The sequence below is a fragment of the Exiguobacterium sp. s43 genome (assembly GCF_018617255.1).
Classification (GTDB): domain Bacteria; phylum Bacillota; class Bacilli; order Exiguobacteriales; family Exiguobacteriaceae; genus Exiguobacterium; species Exiguobacterium profundum.
In genome coordinates this window covers 88428-107855 of sequence record NZ_JACSJT010000001.1, presented here as the reverse complement: position 1 = coordinate 107855, position 19428 = coordinate 88428, and the positions used below count along the sequence as shown (strand labels likewise).

The following is a 19428-nucleotide window of genomic DNA, read 5'->3' as shown; positions in this document are numbered from 1 at the left end:
GTACCCAAAAATGTGGCAAGACAACAAAAAACGAGAACCACAAAATGTGTTCTCGCTTTAGTCCTCTTCCACCTGATTCACATGACGCATCACCAAAAATAAGATGACTCCAACAATCGCAGCCCCTAATAGCGTCAACACCATATTATCTCGAGCCGATAAAGTATAAAAGATCGCTAATCCAATCAAAATGAGCGCAATCGGAATAAACGCTCGTTTAAAATGATCCCAGTAACGCACGGACAGTCCTCCTTTTCTCTTATCATACCAAACTTTCGATTTTCCATAACGAAAGTTCTAAAAGATGAGGAGAACCTGAACAAATCCAAAAGGATTCCAAAACGATTTGCTTGAATAATCATTCAAGAGAGTTTCTTTCCGCAAGCAGGTTATTCCTGTTTGTTTCCAACTAGATGCTATATACTGTAACTAAATATTTCCATACGGGATAAGGGGGAGCTCCGATGCTCACAATCATAAATGCGTTCTTTATCAACCTGTGTATCTTGTTCACGCTCTTCACGATTTCCTTTTTACCGTTTCGAAACCGCCCTCGTCTGACGCCACAGTCTCCTCTCAAAGGAAGGATTTTACTTGGGGTACAGACCGGATTGATTGCCATCCTCCTTTTAGTAAATGCCTTACCGCTCGAGGGGATACTCATCGACTTACGTAATATTCCCGTTTTGCTTGCCGTTCTATTCGGGGGATGGGTGAGTGGTGCTTTCGCAGGTATCATATTATTAATCGGTCGTTCCCTAGTTCTGTTCTTTACAGACGGTACCATGCTCGGTCTCTATCTAGCCATCGCCACAATAGTTACGTTAATTGTCTTAACAGGTCTTTTACGGAAACGCATGGATAATACTCGGCCCACTTTGCTCGTATTCACTACAATCAGTATTGCCATTTTTGGGGCAGCGATTTATACCGCGCTTCCACTAAATTTGTTCTATCCCGTCTTAATCGTCTATACGTTAATGTCTTACGGGGGAGCGTGCGCCGCCTATCGATTACTGCTCGAACTACGCCGTCACTTCGAGAACGTCCAACATCAACAGCAACTGGCGCGGACAGATGCGCTCACCGGGATTGCCAATCGGCGTCTCTTGAACGAAGCCATGGCCAACTTGACGGTCGAGGCAGAAGAATACGCATTGATTTTGGTCGACATCGATCATTTCAAACGGGTGAATGACACATACGGTCACGACGTCGGAGATGATGTTTTGCGCGAGCTCGGCATGCTCCTCGTGAATGAGAGCAATGAGCGCCATTTAGTCGGTCGCTTCGGCGGCGAAGAATTTTTAATCGTCATGCCCCATGCTAATCGAGAAGAAGTATCGCAGCTTGCTGAATCTATTCGAGAAAAGGTTTCAACGTTCCCGTTCGAGACGAGTGCCGGTACGCTCCACATCACTGTTTCGCTTGGAGCTTGCCATTCGAATGATATTGAAATCGACAGTGTGTTAAAACATGCAGATGAAGCGTTATATCACGCAAAAGAGTCCGGTCGGAATCGTTTCATCCTCGCCTCTTAATGTGTCAAACTCCTCACACTTGAGCGCGTTTTCTCGCTTTACTTTCTCGAAATGAATCGTTAAACTAGGCTAGACTTTGATTCAGATCGATACATCATGATTTATTCAGAAAAGGGGAAACATCGTTCATGTCAGTTTTGTTATCTTTATTTGGAATTATGTTTATCGGCTCGTTCGCGATTGATTATAGACGTGGAAAGACACTTCAACAATCGGCAATCGGTGGGATTCGTTCGATTCAGAAAAACATGTGGATTTTCTTCCGGACCTCACTTTCGATGATGATTATCATCGGTCCTCTCTTATTGATTTCAGGTTTCGTATTCTCGGATTTGGTGACCTTTAACACGATCCCAGCATTCATCATCGCCGTTCTCAGTATCGGCTTTGCGGAACGGATTATCGGGATGACCGTGGCACCACTCATCCGCACGTTTTGGCATCAACGCGGTCGTCTTATGCCACTTTATTTAGATGCCGCTCTCTACGTATTCTTACTCTCTATTCTCGTTCTAGAGTTCTTGATGAACATCCCGGGGATTGATCTTCAGTCACCGTTCATTGCGCTATTCTATGCGTTCGCTCTCTTCTTCACGAGATACTTGTTCAGTTTGATTCGATTCACGGTTCAAAAAGGCGTAGCCTCGAATTAATTCATGACCCAATCCATGCGTGTTCGCACGTATGGATTTTTTTATTATTCTTATTGACAATGAGAATCGTTATCAACTATACTCTAGTTGTAGCTTCCCAAAAGCTTGGCGTGCACGTTCCCCAAACATATCACGTCACGTGGATTCCCCTCCACGACACTCTTTTTGAAAGCATTGCGACAACCCCCATTTGTTGCACCCATATTTGCCATAAACAAGACGAGCAGCCCACCGACGGGCTGCTCGTCTTTTTCATGATGCGAACACTTCTTGTTCGATTTGTTTCAATTCATAGAACATGCCACGTTTCGTCATCAATTCCTCATAAGAACCGACCTCGACGATCCGTCCAGCTTCCATGACGATAATCTGATCAAACGTTTCGAGACCCGTCAAACGGTGACTGACAAGAATGAGTGTGCCCCCTCCGGCTTGCTGTAGCAATTCAGAAAAGACATGGGCCTCTGTTCCTGCATCGAGTGCCGATGTCGGTTCATCAAGCAACCAAAGAAGTCCGTTTTTAAGAAGTGCCCGTGCGATGGCGAGGCGCTGACGTTCTCCACCTGACAAGTTTGCCCCTTTCTCCAGGACCGGTTCGTCTAGCGAGAATGACAAACGGACGCGCTCAAGTGCTACGTTCATCGCTTCATCTGTGAAGTCACCGGCTAACGCCAGGTTTTCCCGTACGGTTCCGTAAAAGAAATGATTGTCTTGCAAGACAACACTTGCATGTTGCCAAATAGATGTTTGTTTGACATCGTTCATATTGTAATCATCCAATCGAATCGTGCCGTCTTCCGTCCGAACGAAAGCCATTACCAGTTGAAGTAACGTCGACTTCCCTGACCCGCTCGGTCCGACGATTACCGTCTTCGAACCGCTCGGTATGTGTAACGTTACCTCATCTATCACATCTCGATACGTGTCTGGATAGCGATAGCGAATATGATCAAATGAAATAGACGGTGCGGCCGTAAACGTCACATCATGACGTTTCGCCTCACGCTCCTCAATCGTTTCACTCGGCTCCGTCACTTCAAACAAACGATCTGCTGCTTGCTTACTGTCTGCAAAGTGACCGGGGAACACGGCCATCGGCGTCGTATTCTCAAACGCTGTGAGCGACATCATGATCAGCATTGCCAAGAACAACCCGTTCAGGTCTCCATTTACCACCTGATACGCACCGATGGCCAAGACGCCCCATGAGACGAGTAAGGAAGCGGCAACGACGAGCGCAGAATTAAAGAATTGATTCGTTGTGTCTTTCCGCTCCGCCTCCATGTAACGTTCACTGTACGAATAGACAGCTTGTTTCGTGCGATCGAGTTGGTGATGAAGTTTTAAATCCCGGTATCCGAACAACATCTCTGTCAATTGAATCGACACATCTCCGCGCAATCCACGAATCGTCTCATCGTGACGGGCGCGGATTCGTGCAAAGCCGAGCGGGATCAAGAACCCCGTGATGAGTACACCAAACAAGATCCATAGACTGACCGCAAACGAGTAAAAGGTAACAAAGAAGATGGTGCTCAAAAAGACGAGTACGAGAATGATTGGCGGATAAAACACGCGAAGAAAGTAGTTTTGAAGACTCTCGACGTCCCCAACGACGCGTGCGAGCAAATCCCCACTCCGATATTTCGCAAAGATGGACGGAACGAGCGGCTCTAACTGACGATAGAACCGGACGCGCAACTCACTCAAAATCGTAAACGTTGCTCGGTGCGATGCGAGACGTTCCCGATAACGGCTTCCTGCCCGGATGACACCGAACAGTTTAATCAAGACGACGGGTACCATCAACGCATACAGGGGCGGGACGAGCCCGGCGCGTGATACGAGATAGCCACTTGCCGCGAAGAGGGCGACCGCCGCAATCCCTGCTGCATATCCAAAGAAGATGGAGAGGAGGATGTCTTTCTTTTCGCGCATCATCCATTTTGTAATCGTCCAAAGCGAGTTCATCGGCTCACCCCTTTCTGAAGTGCAAACAACTCCGCATACTCTGGGACAGCGAGTAACACTTCATGCGTCCCTTCTGCGATTCGCTTCCCATCATCCATGAACCAAATCGTGTCTGCCTCTTTGATTGTATGCAGACGATGCGCAACCGTGATTAACGTTGCACCTTTTGACAGCTCTTCAATCGAGCGTCTGACAATCCGCTCTGTTTTCAAATCGAGACCGGTCGTCGGTTCATCAAACAATAAAATACCAGGTCGCTTAAAGAAAGCACGTGCGAGTGCAAGGCGCTGCCGTTCCCCACCGGATAGTCCAAATCCACCTTCTCCGAGTTCTGTCCAGATCCCGTTCGGCAACTGGTCAATCACCTCGGATAGTCCAGCTGCCTCGGTTGCTTCGAGTAACGCATGTTCGTCAGCCACCTCACCTAAGGCAATGTTTTCGGCGAGTGTCCCGGCGAACAGATACGGATTTTGAGAGATATATGCAATATTTCCATACCAGGTAGATTCGTCATACGTATGCAAAGGTTCACCATCTACGAGAACACGACCTGATTTCACCTGCAAAAGTCCTGAAATCACGTTGAGGACAGTCGTCTTCCCGGAACCGCTCGCACCAACTAACGCGAGGTGGGTGCCCGACGAGATGCGACCACTCAATGGCTGAAGGGAAAAGCGTCCACCAGCGTACTCAAACGATACCTCTTCAAGCTCAAGATCCGGCTTCCGTGAACCAAGCGACTTCGTCCCCCACTGAATGCGATCATCCGGAGCGTCTAATACGTCAAAGATCCGGTCTGCTGCGCCCATACTGCCACGTCCCGTATGAAAGGCGCTGCCCAGGTCTTTGATGGCCAAGTAATACTCTGGCGCCAACACAAGAATCAAGAAGCCAGAGAAGAACGTCAAGTTCTCCCAAACGACCATCTGTAGCGCGACTTCCAGTGCCACGACACCGGTACTGAGCATCGAAATGAATTCCAGCATAAGGCCAGATAAGAATGCCGTCTTTAAGACGACCATCGTCGCATCCCGAAAGTCGAGACTGCTCTTCTCAATCGCTTTCGCTTCCTGTTCGGTCCGGTTGTAGAGTTTAAGTGTCGTCAAACCCTGTAAGACATCCAAAAACTTTCCGGAAAATTGATTCATCTTCTCCATCTGTTCCTCAGATTTTTTCTGTGTCGCAATCCCAATGATAATAAAGAACAAAGGGATAAACGGTGCCGTCACCATCATGATGACACCTGAAATCCAATGTTGGCTGAAGACGACAACCAAAATCAGAAGCGGGATAATCGAGGTTTGAATCACTTGTGGCCAATATTGACTGAAGTAGGCGTCAACCTCGTCAACAGCATCCATGAACACACTGACCTTCTTCCCAGATTGTCCCGTCAAAGAGGACTCGACCGGGCTCGTGGCATAGCGATCTAGCAATTGCAGACGTAACGCCCGTTTCGCTTTTTCCGATAAACTCGCCCCGATTCGCCCGGAGACGTATCCAAAAAGTGCTCGTGCCAATAGGGCGACGACGAGCCAAAGTAACGCCGGAATGACGGCTTCAAATGATTCATCTTTTAAAAAGATTCGGTCGACAATGTCGACGATTAAATACGCTTGCGCCAAAATCGATAGTCCAATCATGACCGCAGACAATACCAGTCCAATGATGTGACCTCGCTCGGCGAACGCAAGGGCTTGCAGTCGTTTCACTGCATTCATCCTTTCTCTATTCACAATCCGATTGCTTTGTGAGATTCATCACTAATTATACAATATGCTACGTCTTGAAGCGAACGCTCCGCTCGTTCCGACATGTAAAAGACGCCCTCTCCCGAGCGGCGTCAATCGAAGTCTTGATCAAAATATTCAGGATGCTCAATCACAAGTTGGTGCGCGTCCATTCGAAGCACGTCTTCTTTGCGAAGCTTCGCTAAAATCGTAGAAACCGTCTCCCGGGAAGTTCCGGATAGACGAGATAGTTCCATCGCCGTGAACGGACAGCGGACACGTACCCCCTGCTCGTCCGGCTCCCCTAAATCTTCAATCAAAAAATGGATGGTATTGAGTACACGTTCTTTCGCGCTCGGGGTAATAATTTCTTGGACACGTCGTTCATGTAAATCTAAAATACGATTCATCTGTCCGATGATATAGAGCAGCATGTTCGACTGTGTGGACACAAACCGCTCGAATCGTTCGGTCGGGATGTAGATGACTTCAATATCCGTCACCGCTTCAGCCGTATGACGGTAGTCTTCCTCCGTGAATAAACCGTTGTACGGGAAGAACTGTTTGGGTTTCACATAGTCCGCATACTGATGCGTCGCATGCTCGTTCATCCGTTCGAGTCTGATGTATCCATTCATTAAGAAATACACGCGCTCTCGCGGGTCTCCTTCCATGAATAGGAGTTGTCCTTTTCGATACGTTCGGCAATAGACGTATGGGACGAGCTGTTCAAGCGCTCGACTCGAACAGTTCGCAAACAGTGTCAACTGCCGTAAATCATCAATCGTCCACTTGTGTCGCATCTGTATTCCCTCATTTCTAGTTAAATCCCCCTACCTTAAGTATAAAATGATTTGAAATGATAACGCTTTCAAAATCCGACAGTTTTCTGACATGACAAAAGGGGGTCTCCCCCCTTATTTTAGTCCAACATCAGTTCTAATAACGCGTCTTGCAAATCTCGATCGAGTTCTAACGCATGGAGGTCAAACAGCCATGCTTCGAGACGTGTCTTCGTTGTCGCCATCTGGTACAACCGATCTTTCAAATCATAGGCGATTTCTGCTCGGTCTAAGAATCGATAGAGACGGTCAAGTCGATGAGCGTTCTGCGTCACATTGGCAGGGAGCGCCACCGTCTGCTCTTGCTTCAATTCACCGATTGGAATGTGTAGCGTCTGCGTCTCAGCGTCGTAGTCTCCTTCCCCGACAACACCTCGGACCAAAATGGTCAATGTCCGCTTCGCTGGAACGAGGGTCAAGTCTCCTGACATCTCGATGAGAAGCGTCCGCGCTTCCCAGTCGAGCGTGAACGTCGTTTCAAGCGAGGCACCCGTCTCATAATCGCGGCTTTCTCCGTCATCTTCATACATCGTGAACGTGTTCGAGGCACCTGGAAAGACGAGTACTTCTAGCTCGCTCGGGTTCCCCGTCTCATTCTCATGCGGTTTATGTGGCATGAGCGGAACGATGGCACCCGCTTTGGCGAAGACTGGTTGTTCATCAAGACCGCGGAATACACGAATCGACTTGTCGCCTTCGTAACGATGTCCTGTGAAGAAATCGAACCATTCTCCTTTTGGTAGCCAGACATTCGTTCCGGCGACGTGGAGCTTCCGGTCCATCGGTGTGATGATTGGGGACACAATGAGTTCACTGCCAAAATAAAATTGATTCGGTACCTGATAAGCCGCTTCGTCATCGGGATGTTCGATATACATCGGTAACACGAGTGGTAGCGCATCGGCATGGTTACGATAATTCATCGTATATAGATAAGGGATGAGTTCGTGACGTAAGCGTAAGAATCGCTTCATCGACTGTTCGGCTTCGATTCCGAAACGCCAAGGCTCTTTCCCGTTAAATGTGCTGAACGTCGAGTGGAGACGCATGATTGGACTGAACACCCCATATGCGACCCAACGCGCAGCGAGTTCATCATCTTTTTCCCCGCGATGATGCCCTCCGATGTCGTGACTCCACCACCCGTAGCCGATGTTTGTCGCTGTCGCTGTAAAATACGGCTGGAAGGCGAGCGATGCCCACGAGATGATTGTATCTCCTGAGAATCCGACCGGGTAACGGTGGCTCCCTGGTCCGGCGTAACGAGAAAAAATGAGCGGGCGTTTGCCGTCACGGGCGATATCAATGGCATGATAATGATTTAGCATCCATAACGGGTCGAGTCCTTCCATCTTCGAGGTCGACCCTTGTTGCCAGTCGATCCACCAAAAATCAACGCCGTCTGCCTCATGTGGATGGTGCATTTGTTCGAAGTACGCTTGAATGAATCGTTTGTCCGAAAAATCGAACGGGATTCGGTCCCCCGATTCCGGATCGACGCCCATAGCCTCGGCCATCGCCACGTACTGATCTTCAAACGCACGGACACCGTCCGCGGGATGCAGGTTCAACGTTACCATCATTCCCTCATCCTTTAACCAGTTGAGGAAACGTTTCGGTTCGGGAAACAAGTTTTTGTTCCACGAATAGCCCGTCCATCCACTCCCGTACTCTTCGGGGATGTCCGTCACGTGCCAGTCCATATCGATGACACTGACCGAGAACGGGACATCTTCTGACTTGAAACGGCGCATTAACGTCTTATACTCTTTTTCGTCGTATCGCCAGTACCGGCTCCACCAGTTCCCGAGCGCTTTACGAGGAAGCATCGGTGTCGGACCCGTCAACGTGTAAAAGTCTCGAAGTGCCTGTTTATAGTCATGGCCATATCCAAAGTAGTAAATGTCATGAATTCCTTTTCGTCTCGGCTCGACGAAGCGATCATCAGTCATCAAAAATGAGGATGAATCATCAATGATCGCATACCCTTGTTTGGAGAGGATCCCTTCTTCTAATTCCGTCGCCCCGTCCACATGGTCGAGCGTCCGCGCCGTCCCTTTCAGTGTCCGCTCCGGACCGTTGAACATGTAGCGGCTATAATACGTACTAAAGTTCCCTTTCACGTCCACATAGAGCGTGTTCGGTGCGAACGGACCTTTCGTATAATACAAATGAACATGTTCTGTGATGATTTGGAGCTCTGTCTCATCTTCAATCACTCGGAATTGTGGAACGTCAAATTCCCGATTCCACGCCACTTGGGTGGCACGGTCTTCAAAAATTCCGTCTTCCGCGTATTCCATCCGAATCAACTGACTCGTCAAAACGGTGAATCGATAACAGCTTCCTTGCACGATTGCCTCTTCCCTTGCTTTTGGTCTCATCCACGACTCATATACATGATTTTCTTCGAATAGGCGCATACACTCGAGCGATTCCGCTCTCCGTCACTTCCTTCCTGAAATTAGCGCAAACGTTTACACTGAATATGATAGCAATCTCATTTTTGGCATACAACATTCCTTCCCCTTGAATCCGGGCAGAAAACAAAAAAAGTCGCAAACGCTTCACGTCTGCGACACATTCTTATTGTTGGAGCGATGGAGCCAGGCGGACACGTGTGCCCGCTTCCCCGTCAATGGCTGCTAAAGCCTGATCGAGCGACGTGATGATGGCGACACGGTTCGTACCGGATTCGGCAAACTGAAGCGCCGCTCTTACTTTCGGCAACATACTACCTGGTGCAAACTGCCCTTCAGCGATATAGGTCTCCATCTGTTCTTTCGACGTTTCTTGAAGTGCCATCTCATCTGGCTGCCCAAAATTGACATACACATGTTCGACAGCCGTCAAAATGAGTAACACATCTGCGTTGACGAGGTCAGCCAGTTTTGCAGCCGCGAAATCTTTATCAATCACTGCCTCGATGCCGACGTATCCATCCGCTGTCTCCATAACCGGAATGCCACCGCCACCGGAAGCGACAACGATGTGCCCAGCTTCAACGAGTGTTCGAATGACGGTGTGTTCGGCGATTTTCATAGGGATCGGACTCGGGACGACACGACGATATCCCCGTCCTGCGTCTTCTTTGAAGACATAACCCGTCGTCCGTTCGAGATGAAGTGCCTCGTCTTCCGTATAAAATGGACCGATTGGCTTAGTCGGATGATGAAACGCACTATCGTTCGGATCGACAATGCTTCGTGTCACGAGCGAGGCCACATGCTGTTCAAGGCCACGTGCACGCAGTGCTTTGGTCAATGCGTTTTCAAACCAGTATCCAATCATCCCTTGCGTCATCGCACCACAGACATCAAGCGGCATCGCTGGTGTGGCTGGACTGTCTGATGCGGCTTGTTGCAACATCAGGTTTCCAACTTGCGGACCGTTACCATGCGTGATGATGACCTCGACTCCTTCAGCGATGAGTGCAGCGAGAGATTCCGCCGTTGCCTCAACTGCCTGTATTTGTGCTTCGGCTGTCGCATCTTTGCCTTGCTGAATCGCATTCCCGCCTAAGGCGATGACCACACGTTTTTTCTCCATATCCATACCCCCGATCAAATGACTGAGATATTACCCGATAGTATGCGTACGACTGCGAAGATGGCCAGTGCGGTCAACACACCGGCGACCATCCATTCCGTTTTAGTGAGTGACTTGATGCCATTTTCACGTTGTGCCTTCATGTAGAGAAGGGTTCCCGGTGCATATAAAAGTGTAGTGAGAAGTAAATAATCGATTCCAGCGGCGTATATGAGCCATAGTCCATAAACGGAAGCGACCAATCCAATCGCTAAATCGCGTGTTTTTCGTTCACCGGAACTGTATCCGATTCCGTTCTTCGCCACTTTCACTTGGTAAAAGGCCGAGAACACGTATGGGATCAAAATCGCACTCGAAGCGAGAGAAAAGGCAAAGTTATATGCGGCATCTGAAATCAAGAATGTGAAGAGGAAGAGCTGAATCAACCCATTCGTTAGCCAAAGGGCATTGACAGGAGCTTGATTTTGATTCTCTTTCGTGAACCATTTCGGGAAGACTCCATCTTTGGCGGCAACGAATGGGATTTCTGCCGCTAACAGCGTCCAACCGAGCCATGCGCCAAGGACAGAGATGACGAGTCCCCCGTTGATGAGCATCGCACCCCACGGACCGACGGCCGACTCGAGCAAATATGCCATCGCTGGTTGCGAGGCGTTCGCTACATTTTCGGGAGTCATGAGACCGAGCGACATGATAGAAATGAGCAAATAAATGACGAGCGTTCCAAGTAGCCCAATAACGGTTGCTTTCCCGACGTCCGAACGTTTCCGAGCACGGCCAGATAGCACGACGGCCCCTTCCACACCGATAAAGACCCAAAGTGTCACGAGCATCGTCGAAACGACTTGGTCACGAACACTTCCCCATGAGAAGCCGCCTTGTCCCCAAAAATCGAAGGTGAAGTTTTCGAGATTAAAGAAGAACAAGGTAATCGTAATGAATGCAAAAATTGGGACGAGCTTGGCAATCGTCGTGACGATGTTGATCATCGATGCCTCATGTACCCCACGTAAGATGAGTGTATGCACGAGCCAAAGCATAATCGATGCGCCAATAATCGACGCGATATTCTGTCCCCCTTCAAAAATCGGGAAGAAATAACCGACCGAACTGAACAGCAGTGTGGCATACGCCACGTTTCCAAGCCAGGCAGACAACCAATATCCCCATGCCGAGTTAAATCCGACGAACGATCCAAAACCTGCCCGTGCATAGCTGTATACGCCACCATCGAGATCTGGACGACGCATCGTCAAATTTTGAAAACTGAGACCGAGCGCGATAATCCCGATTCCCGTGATGACCCAACCAATAAGAATGGCACCCGCATTCGCACCTTGCGCCAAATCGGCAGCCAAGTTAAAGGCGCCACCGCCAATCATCGACCCGACGACAAGTGCCGTCAACGCTCCGAGACCTAACCGCTTATCTTTCTTTTCAGGATGTACTCCAGCCGAACCACCTGAGTCATGCTCCAACTTCGTAGACATTCTACTCATCCCTTTCGCTTATTTTGAAGCAGGAGGGGAAACCCCCTCCTCGTCAACGATCAAGCCATTCGCGTGTCTCCGTGAGCGTCGCTGCCATCACCGCCTTGATGGTATGCATCCGGTTTTCTGCCTCATCAAATACGAACGAATGACGGCTACGGAATACTTCGTCGGTCACTTCCATTTCAGTCAACCCATATTGCTCATGAATCGCCCGCCCGACCTCCGTTTCTAAGTCGTGGAATGCCGGAAGGCAATGTAAGAACATGATGTCCGGATTGCCACTCTTTTGAAGCATGTCCATGTTCACTTGATACGGTCGCAACAGTTCGATTCGTTCTGCGAACGCCGCTTCCTCGCCCATCGATACCCAGACATCGGTGTAAACGACGTCGGCTTGGTCCATCGCTTCCTCAATGCTCTCTGTCAAGGTGATCACAGCCCCTGTTTCAACGGCGACCGACTTCGCATAGTTCACGATCTCGTCAGATGGCCAGAGCGATTTCGGCGCACAGATTCGCATATCCATCCCAACTTTTGCACCACCGATCAACAACGTGTTTCCCATGTTGTTCCGTCCGTCACCTACGTACACAAATTTAATTCCGGCAAGTTCTCCTTTTTGCTCTTTTACCGTCAAAAAGTCGGCCAAGATTTGGGTTGGATGATACAAGTCGGTCAAACCGTTCCACACCGGTACGCCGGCGTCTTTTGCAAGACCTTCGACCGTCTCATGAGCGAAGCCACGGAACTGAATGCCATCAAACATGCGTCCAAGAACGATCGCGGTATCACGTACCGATTCCTTCTTCCCGAATTGAATATCATTCTTGCCTAAATATTCAGGGTGCATCCCTAAATCGATGGCAGCGACAGTGAACGCACAACGCGTCCGTGTCGATGGTTTTTCAAAGAGTAAGGCAATGTTTTTACCTTCACAAATCCGATGTGGAACACCTTGTTTTTTCTGACGTTTGAATGCAGCAGACAAGTCGATCAAGTAGTTGATTTCTTCACCCGAAAACTCGTTTAGCGATAAAAAATGACGACCTTTCAAATCAAAATTGAACGTTGTAGACATACTGCTTCCTCCTTATCACATTTAGATGTCTTGGCGGATAATCGGACAGCTCATGCAACGTGGACCCCCACGGCCGCGCGATAGTTCACTCGACATGATTTCGATTACTTCGACGCCTTCTTTACGAAGTAACTCATTCGAGACATAGTTTCGGTCATACGTGACCACGACACCCGGCGCGATGGCGAGCGTGTTCGATCCATCATTCCACTGTTCGCGGGCTGCCGCAATCGGATCCCCACCGCCACAAGGGATCAACGTCGCCTCTTGTAAGCCGAGGACATCTTTTAACACCTTCAACAAATCCGAGTGCTGAGCAATCTGAAGTTCACCTTCCGTGTTTAGCGTGAGCTCGAAAATGTTCATCTTCCCTTCCGGTCCTTGAATGAACGGATGGATGGTAAATTTATCATGATCGACCATCGTGAAGACGGTATCAAGATGCATGAAGGCGCGTGATTTTGGAATTTCGATGGCGATGACTTTTTTGAAGCTGTCTCCATGCTTGAGTAGGTTGAGGGCGACACGCTCGATGCCTTGCGCGGTCGTTCGTTCCGAGATGCCGATGGCGACGACTTCTTTCGACAAGACGAGTTCGTCTCCCCCTTCCATCGCAAACCGATAATCACGGTCCGACCAGATGGGAACATCATGTTTCGCAAAGCGTGGGTGATAGCGCATAATGTATTGCGTGAAGAGCGATTCACGGCGACGTGCCGGTTCTTTCATGCGGTTGATGGAGAGTCCGTGACCGATTGCAGCGGCCGGGTCTCGTGTAAAGTAGAGGTTTGGCATTGGATCCAAAAAGAAGGGGTACGTATCTTCAATCATTTCATGCAGATGTCGGCGTTTTTCTGGCTTGATTTCCGATTTCCGGATACCGGCCATCACCGTCTCAATCAACATTTCGTTATCAAAATCGAGTAAATACTCTTTTAATGTTTCGTAAGAACCGTTGATATTTGATTTGGACTCCGATAAGATATCCGCGACAAACTTTTCGCGCACACCAGGGAGTGATAACGTTTCGGCCATTAGTTTTTCGAGGTAAAGGACTTCCACACCACGATTTTGAAGCGCACTCGCAAAATAATCGTGCTCTTTTTGAATGACCGGCAAATGGGGAATATCATCGAACAAGAGGCGCTCTAAATATTCTGGAGTAAGGTTCTCTAACTCCCGGCCCGGTCGCTTCAGTAATACCGTTTTTAATTCTCCAATTTCTGAATACACATGAATCGGATGTTTCAGCGTCGTATCTTGTGAAATCGGTTGATTCGTCATTGAGATCATCTCGCTTCCTCCTTGTGATTCGGGTGTGTGACTACCCTTACCTTATCACTTTACCAAATTTGCGAATGTCTAATCCGACAGTTCATCTGTTGTCGATTCCGCATTGATATGAATAAATGTTCACTCATGTGAATGAACAAACAATGCTCTAGAAATCAGGACGATGGCAAAGGGAAATAAGATGTATGGCTGATGTATAGCATCGCCCTAAAAAATGTAGAAAACTTTTTTTATTCACCGTAAATGAAATTGAAAATGTGAGAGATCAGGATGTGAGCATATGAAAATTGAAGAAACGGAATACAACGAACATGAAGCAGCGCTTCGTACATTGATTCAAAAGGGAGACCCGGTCGATTTTCAAGACCTTTTTCTCTCTCTCCACCCGGGTGAACAGGCGGATCATTTTATCGAACTGACTCAACATGAGCGGTCGTTCGTGTATCGAACCATCTCCCCTGAGGTATTCACCGATCTATTTGAAAAACTGACGTTAGAAGAGCAATGTACATTCATCCAAGAAACACCCCAACCGTATGCCGTCCGAATCTTGAATGAAATGTATTCGGACAACGCGGCCGACTTGATGCGGGAACTACCCGATGCGTTCATGGACACGCTATTTGAGCAGATGGATGATATCGAGGAACAAGAAGTCAAAGACTTGATGCAATATCCGGAGGAAACGGCTGGATCGCTCATGACGACCGAGTTCGTCGTCCTTCAAGCTGATAAGACGGTCGGACTGACCCTTGAAGAGTTGCGTGAACTCGGACCAGATGCCGAAACGATTTATTACCTATATGTGGTCGACCAAGCGCACCAACTGGTTGGTGTTGTCTCCTTACGTGATTTGATTGTCGCACCGCTCGAGGCGAAAATTGAAGACATCATGGGGTTCCGCGTCATTTCGGCAAACGTCATGACCGACCAGGAAGACTTGGCCAGGATTGTCCAGAAGTACGATTTGTTGGCCCTTCCCGTTATCGATGATCAGCAAAAGCTACTTGGCATCATCACGGTCGATGATGTATTAGACGTCATCGAGCGCGAAACGACAGAAGACTTTGAAGAACTCTCCGCGACGAAAGGTTCGTCTGATATCAACATGAGTCCGCTTGAAGCAGCGAAAAAACGTGCCCCTTGGATTGTCAGCCTCATGTTTCTCGGCATGATTACAGCTTCGACGATTGGCGGTTTCGAAGACACCCTTGAGACGATTGTGCTACTCGCCGTCTTCATGCCACTTGTCATGGGCTCTGCCGGGAACGCAGCCACGCAATCACTCGTCGTCGCTGTGCGCTCAATTGCACTCGGGACCATCAATCGAAAGAACGTTATGAAGATGATTCGACGCGAACTCGGAACCGGCATCATCTTAGGGATTGCGTGTATGATTGTCATTTTTGGCGTCATCACGCTGCTATACGACAATATGCTGATCGGCTTCATTGTCGGGGTTTCTATCTTCGCCGCACTCAGTGTCGCCACGATGATTGGAACGATTGTCCCGCTTCTCATCAATCGCCTGAAGTTAGACCCCGCTGTTGCCTCTGGACCGTTTATCACGACGCTGATGGACAACCTCGGTCTCATCATCTACTTCACGGTCGCGACGTCCATGCTCCAGTTTTTATGACATTTGAAAAAAATCCGATTATAAAAGCGGTGCTGATGTTGTCAGCGCCGCTTTTACTCGTCATGTTGTTGAGACTCCTCAAACAAACGCACTTCATTTTCATTAAAAGCCCTGATTTCCTCATCCGTCATCACTTCGTTTCTTTCTTCCACATAAGGATTGTCTTTCAATGATGTCTCTAGCTTGCTCAAGTCAGCACTGAGCCCGCTTTCTTGATAAAGGTTAGGTTTTCCTACCGAAGTCAGTGTCCCCGTCCGATTCACTCTGAAATGTCCCAGTTGTAGACCGACAATCCGATATGCATTCTCCATCACGGGTCCTTCATATCTTTGTAAATACAGCAAAACGGTCTCGTCTCGTTTGACGAGCGGGTCTTCTTCCATATCATTTTGTAAAAGGGTGATCGTATCGGCTGACTTCAGTTGACCATTCACGTCTCGATAGACACGCTGCACTTGAATGTGTGATTCAAAGAATGTGACCGATTGATGTGTAAACGGTTTGGGAGCACTGCTCACTTTGCCGACGATGACAATCGGCGAGCTTGTAGCTAAATCGTCTATGTGTCGGAAGCTTTCGGTCACAGCCAAATCACTCGTGTTTTCTTCTTTCAGCATTTCGCTAAACATGATATAACCTGCTATCACTACAACAGATAACATTCCAATCATCCACTTCTTCACGAGGTCCCTCCCATCGGTCCATCCATCCTCATCGATTTTCTACTCTCGTACGACAAGTACGCAATCGTCCCCACGTTCATGGTTTCTGTATGATTCGATCAAAACAATAGGACTACCTTCTTATAATTTAGGGTATTTCCTAAAAATACATATAAAACATAAGTAAGGAATGAGGGGATTTCATGACATTTCAACAAGTACTCTACATACTCGTGACCGGCGCCCTGTTCATGGCGCTCGTCGCTTACGTCTCGTATCGCATGACGAGAGGAAAAGTCGAAAGCGCCGACGATTACTTCTTGGCTGGTCGCGGTTTAACGGGTGTCTTCATCGCGGGATCGCTCCTGTTGACCAACTTGTCAGCGGAACAATTGATTGGCTTAAATGGCCAATCGTTCGCCGGCAACATGTCAGCGATGGCATGGGAAGTGACGGCCGGTATCGCTGCCATCATCATGGCGCTCTTTTTGTTGCCACGTTTTCTTGGCATCGGAATTTCGACCATTCCTGAATTTTTAAGTCAACGCTATGACGAGGACGTTCGTCGATTGACTGTCTTGTTATTTCTACTCGGCTATATGTGCGTGACGATTCCATCGATGCTGTACTCGGGTGGATTAGCCGTCCTGCAACTGTTCGATGTGCCGGCCCTTCTCGGCATCAGCTTTGAGCAGTCCCTTTGGCTCGTCGTTTGGTTCATTGGGATTATCGGGGCGATTTATGCCATCTTCGGAGGTCTTCGTGCCGTTGCCGTATCGGACACGTTGAACGGGATCGGACTCATCATCATTGGATTCCTCGTTCCGACACTAGGCTTTCTCGCACTAGGGGACGGGAATTTATTGGACGGGATGAAGACGATTGCGACGACGAATCCCGAAAAGTTGAACGCCATCGGTTCCGCTAACGACTCGGTCCCGTTTCTCTCCATTTTCACCGGAATGATTTTTGCGAACTTGTTCTATTGGGCACTGAATCAATACGTGATTCAACGGGCCCTCGGTGCAAAAAACTTAGCGGAAGGACAAAAAGGCGTTCTCTTTACCGGCTACTTGAAATTACTCGTTCCAATCTTCATGTTGTTACCTGGCGTCATCGCGTTTCACTTGTACGGGTCGAACGTCGAGAAGGCAGACCTCGCTTATCCGAGTTTGATTGCCGAGCTGTTACCGATGTGGCTCATGGGCTTTTTCCTCGCCGTCTTGCTCGGTGCCGTATTCAGCTCGTTCAACTCGCTCTTGAATAGTATCGCGACGCTCTTCGTACTCGACATTTACAAACCGAAGTTTAAACCGGATGCTTCTGACCAAGATTTGATTCGCGTCAGCAAATGGTTCGGGACGTTCGTTGCACTCGTCTCGTTCTTTGTCGCCCCGAATCTTATGTATGCGCCAGATGGCTTGTGGGACTTGATTCGTCGCTTCACCGGTTTCTTCAACATCCCGATTCTCGTCATCGTTTTAATCGGGATGCTTGTTAAACGTGTGCCGCCAATCGCCGCGAAGACCGTCGTCTTTTTCCACGTCATCGCTTACTATTTCCTCGTATGGGGGACGAAACAATGGTTCGGCGTCGAAATCGGCATCAACTTTATCCATATTTACGGAATCCTCTTCGTCATCGAGACGGGGATCATGCTCGTATTTGCGCGTGTGCGACCAATGCTTCAAGCGAATCCGATCCGAATCGAACTAGGGAGAGTCAAACCATGGCGTCATGCCCTTTCGACATCCATTTTGCTCGTCGCTTCGATGATTTTCGTTTACCTTGTCTTCTCGCCAATCGGACTCGCTTATGCGAACGGCATCGTTTCCGGATGGTTTGCTCCACTGACAGTGGGACTTGTCGTCATAACGTCCGGGCTCATCTGGGCATCTTACCGCTATGGTATTTCTCGTTATGAACGCTATCTAAACAATTTGGGTGAAGAGCCGTCCGATGTAAAAGAACAAAGCAGCTAAACCAATAGACCTCCTTGAACTTACACGTCAAGGAGGTCTACTTTTTGTTGTCGCTTCCGTTCATACATGGCATCGTCCGCACGTTGCCAAAGCGCCTCAATCGTTTCCGGACATGATGCCCACGCCAACCCGATGGCGACAGAAATCGATTCTTTTTGACAAGCTGCTTCGATTTGAAGAACCATTCGTTCACATGCGTCGCGGGGCATCATCTCTAGAAACAAGACGAACTCATCTCCCCCTAAACGATACACGGATGATTCAATTCCCTGAAGAATCATCCCGACCCGTTTCAACAAATCGTCACCAGCAGAATGTCCTTCCATGTCGTTTACGACTTTCAAATCGTTCACATCCAGCACGATGATTCCGACGTTACACGCATTTTCTGCTTGACCGGTGTCTTCAAACGCCCGACGATTGAAGACACCGGTCAAGCTATCGTGGCGACTTTCATACATGAGACGTTCACGCTCGGTCATGGCTGCTTCGATGTTCCGAATCACACCTTGAACTGCTACGATTTCACCATTCTCATAGATTGGCGTCGTATATTCCTCGAACCATACGTAAGCGCCGTCATTCGTGCGCCATCGTTGAAGAATCGCTTCTTCATAATTGACGCGTCCCGCCACTTTATCGAGTAATAGTCGCCGATCGTCCGGGTGGATTCTCCGAAAACACTCTTGTGCATCTGAATAACTTTGCATCACCGTCCCGTCTCCGAGATATAAATCTAAAGAAGGACTGATGTATCGGAAACGCCACGTCGGTTTCGTTTCAAAAATGTAAATGACATCTTTCGTTTGATTCCCGAAATGCATAAACGAAAGAGACTGTGAATGTGGCTGTGGACGTTTATATAGCCACAAGGCAATTAAAAATCCAACGAGTATCCCCCAGAAGAATAACGTCATTGAATCCACTTCCTCTCTGTTCGCCCATATCGTACCACGTTCGAGGTCAGACACCTGTCTCAATTCCTGTTATTTGGT

Annotated in this window: 15 protein-coding genes; 4 read left to right on the top strand and 11 right to left on the bottom strand. The window is 48.5% G+C overall.

What is annotated here, in order from left to right; genetic code table 11:
* Positions 1 to 57: 57 nt before the first annotated feature.
* Positions 58 to 240 (bottom strand): hypothetical protein, encoded by a 183-nt coding sequence (locus tag KNO79_RS00660; protein WP_031422036.1) that lies wholly within the window; start codon positions 238 to 240, stop codon positions 58 to 60.
* A 224-nt stretch (positions 241 to 464) separates the two neighbouring features.
* Between KNO79_RS00660 and KNO79_RS00655 the strand changes: the two genes are divergently transcribed.
* Both KNO79_RS00655 and KNO79_RS00650 read left to right on the top strand, forming a co-directional pair.
* Positions 465 to 1541, top strand: a complete 1077-nt coding sequence (locus tag KNO79_RS00655) for a diguanylate cyclase (RefSeq protein WP_214690383.1) — start codon at positions 465 to 467, stop codon at positions 1539 to 1541.
* A 128-nt stretch (positions 1542 to 1669) separates the two neighbouring features.
* On the top strand, positions 1670 to 2194 hold the full coding sequence (locus tag KNO79_RS00650; RefSeq protein WP_159563058.1) for a hypothetical protein: 525 nt from the start codon (positions 1670 to 1672) through the stop codon (positions 2192 to 2194).
* A 252-nt stretch (positions 2195 to 2446) separates the two neighbouring features.
* Here KNO79_RS00650 and cydC read toward each other — a convergent pair whose 3' ends face one another.
* The 8 genes from cydC to arcA all read right to left on the bottom strand — a co-directional run bounded on the left by cydC (position 2447) and on the right by arcA (position 14108).
* Positions 2447 to 4165: a thiol reductant ABC exporter subunit CydC gene (gene cydC, locus KNO79_RS00645; RefSeq protein ID WP_214690382.1), complete on the bottom strand. Its 1719-nt coding sequence runs from the start codon at positions 4163 to 4165 to the stop codon at positions 2447 to 2449.
* Entirely contained in the window at positions 4162 to 5886 is a 1725-nt protein-coding gene (cydD, locus tag KNO79_RS00640; protein ID WP_196431354.1) for a thiol reductant ABC exporter subunit CydD, read from the bottom strand. Before cydD ends, cydC begins: the two co-directional genes overlap by 4 nt.
* Before the next feature lie 122 nt (positions 5887 to 6008).
* Complete coding sequence (locus tag KNO79_RS00635; RefSeq protein ID WP_196431355.1) at positions 6009 to 6698, bottom strand: Crp/Fnr family transcriptional regulator; 690 nt, start codon at positions 6696 to 6698, stop codon at positions 6009 to 6011.
* Between the two features lie 119 nt (positions 6699 to 6817).
* Entirely contained in the window at positions 6818 to 9121 is a 2304-nt protein-coding gene (locus KNO79_RS00630) for a glycoside hydrolase family 31 protein (RefSeq protein ID WP_230872848.1), read from the bottom strand.
* Between the two features lie 202 nt (positions 9122 to 9323).
* Positions 9324 to 10286: a carbamate kinase gene (gene arcC, locus KNO79_RS00625; protein WP_196431357.1), complete on the bottom strand. Its 963-nt coding sequence runs from the start codon at positions 10284 to 10286 to the stop codon at positions 9324 to 9326.
* 14 nt (positions 10287 to 10300) lie between these two features.
* Positions 10301 to 11776 carry an arginine-ornithine antiporter gene (gene arcD, locus KNO79_RS00620; RefSeq protein ID WP_012727520.1) on the bottom strand — a complete coding sequence of 492 codons (1476 nt, stop codon included), beginning with the start codon at positions 11774 to 11776 and terminating at the stop codon, positions 10301 to 10303.
* A 52-nt stretch (positions 11777 to 11828) separates the two neighbouring features.
* Complete coding sequence (gene argF / locus KNO79_RS00615) at positions 11829 to 12857, bottom strand: ornithine carbamoyltransferase (RefSeq protein ID WP_196431358.1); 1029 nt, start codon at positions 12855 to 12857, stop codon at positions 11829 to 11831.
* 21 nt (positions 12858 to 12878) lie between these two features.
* Positions 12879 to 14108 carry an arginine deiminase gene (gene arcA / locus KNO79_RS00610; RefSeq protein ID WP_196431869.1) on the bottom strand — a complete coding sequence of 410 codons (1230 nt, stop codon included), beginning with the start codon at positions 14106 to 14108 and terminating at the stop codon, positions 12879 to 12881.
* Between the two features lie 322 nt (positions 14109 to 14430).
* Between arcA and mgtE the strand changes: the two genes are divergently transcribed.
* Complete coding sequence (gene mgtE, locus KNO79_RS00605; protein ID WP_196431359.1) at positions 14431 to 15789, top strand: magnesium transporter; 1359 nt, start codon at positions 14431 to 14433, stop codon at positions 15787 to 15789.
* Positions 15790 to 15842: 53 nt separating this feature from the next.
* Here mgtE and KNO79_RS00600 read toward each other — a convergent pair whose 3' ends face one another.
* Positions 15843 to 16472: a hypothetical protein gene (locus KNO79_RS00600; protein WP_196431360.1), complete on the bottom strand. Its 630-nt coding sequence runs from the start codon at positions 16470 to 16472 to the stop codon at positions 15843 to 15845.
* Between the two features lie 182 nt (positions 16473 to 16654).
* Between KNO79_RS00600 and KNO79_RS00595 the strand changes: the two genes are divergently transcribed.
* Positions 16655 to 18433 (top strand): solute:sodium symporter family transporter, encoded by a 1779-nt coding sequence (locus KNO79_RS00595; protein WP_196431361.1) that lies wholly within the window; start codon positions 16655 to 16657, stop codon positions 18431 to 18433.
* Between the two features lie 20 nt (positions 18434 to 18453).
* Here the strand turns inward: KNO79_RS00595 and KNO79_RS00590 are convergent, their stop codons facing one another.
* Positions 18454 to 19404: a GGDEF domain-containing protein gene (locus KNO79_RS00590; RefSeq protein WP_214690381.1), complete on the bottom strand. Its 951-nt coding sequence runs from the start codon at positions 19402 to 19404 to the stop codon at positions 18454 to 18456.
* Between the last annotated feature and the right edge of the window lie 24 nt (positions 19405 to 19428).